The 1622-nt window shown below is 46.4% G+C and carries 1 protein-coding gene; it reads right to left on the bottom strand.

Translation table 11 applies throughout. The features are described 5' to 3' along the window. Positions 1-1451: pentapeptide repeat-containing protein (locus P8O70_10390; protein ID MDG2197280.1), on the bottom strand; the 1451-nt coding region annotated here is incomplete at its 3' end. Between the last annotated feature and the right edge of the window lie 171 nt (positions 1452-1622).

Below are 1622 nucleotides of genomic sequence, written 5' to 3'. Positions count from 1 at the left end.
TTATTCTTCTTCAGAAGTTGTTTCTTGGCGGCTTCACCACTCAATCCAAATGCTGTTTCTGATTCAGGTGTAGCCTGATCAGTTTTTTCACAACCCATATTACTGATCGAACCATCTGGCATGGACGTGTTACAGAATGAGGCCCTTTGCAGGTTAGCTCCCTTTAGATCTGCCCCATTCAATTTTGCATTTTTGAAATTCACTCCAACAAGATTGGCGCCTCTCAAATAGGCACCTGTCAAGTCAACGCCACTGAGATTTGCCCCCTGTAATTCGGCCTTCCAGAGATAGGCGCCTGCTAAATTACAACCAATGCAGTCTTTGTTTTTAAGAACTTGTTGTATCGCAGCGTCACCAGCAAGTACCTCAATATTTTCTAAGTTTTCTGTTGATTCAATGGGAGAGGATGATTCCAATGTCATCAGTTTTAGCTTTGCCAGATTACGCTGTGGCGCTGAGGGAAACATCCTGATGAATTCCTCCAGAATCTTGGGATTCGTTGAATCTTTGACCACCTCCCAAGCCTGCGCAGCCAAATCCGAATTGGCTGTCACAGTGCTGGCTGTAGAAGACTGATTTGCAGACTTTCCAATCTTAAAAACAAAATCTCCTTTGTTGAGATTCGGGTCCTGTAATTTGCCGTATTGAGGCGTCAATTCGCCCTTCCAGTCCTCTGCTGTTCGTTTCTGGATGTAAGTACCCAACTCTGATCCAGTCAGGTAGCCATCCTTGTCAAAATCGGCACTACCAGCCAAAGCATCCACAAAAGCACGCCGGAAAATACTATTGTCTGGCACCTCCTGATCAGCACTTCCCGAAGTAATGAACTGGCGCACCGGCTCTTCAGTAAACACTTCGATATAAGAGGGAGCGGCCCGAGTAGCTAGAAAGACGGAGCCTGCAAAACAGGCATCGAACATAAACAAGACATGCTTGGCAGAGGTATTCTTGGCAACTTCTTCAATGCGTTGCATGCTCATCACACTCCGTTGGAAAGCGATGTCACGGCCTTTTTTTGGTAGTGGTGCATCCGCTGGTACCAAGTAGCCCATCTCACCACCGTAGCCCAGTGTCTTGGTATGGCCGTGTCCAGCATAATAGATCAACAGTCGATTCTCTGGATCGGCTCCCTTTTCAAAAATGAAGTCCTCAATGGTGGCTTCCAGTTGTTGCTTGTCTGGATCTTCCAGAAGCTGCACTTCAAAACCATTGTCTTCCAAGGCTCTTTGCACCTCGATTACGTCTTCTTTGACTCCAGCTAGCTTGGACCAGCCATTGGTGTAGTCACTCACCCCAATGATAAGAGCATGCGATTCTTCGTAGATGTAGGAGATGGACTCATCTTGAGCAGTGGTGGCTTCGATGCGTAAAGGTTGTATGGCACGAGTCTGTGACCAGACGAGAGGGACCAACAGGAGACTAACAAGTAGAGAGCAGACCAAATGTTTCATGATCGCTTGCAGCTAGGGGTGGGGGAGAATGAGGAAATTTAGTCGATGAATTACCAGCAGTGAAGGTAAATATCAAATAATGAAATTGATACAATTGAGTGTAAGGTCGATCCTGAATGGTAGACTGGGATGGATGACAACTACATCTGGTTAGAGGAACACTCTGTTGGA

Source organism: SAR324 cluster bacterium, assembly GCA_029245725.1.
In the GTDB taxonomy this organism is placed as follows: Bacteria; SAR324; SAR324; order SAR324; family NAC60-12; genus JCVI-SCAAA005.
The sequence above is the reverse complement of the archived record's forward strand: the minus strand, read 5'-3'. Positions and strand labels throughout refer to the sequence as shown.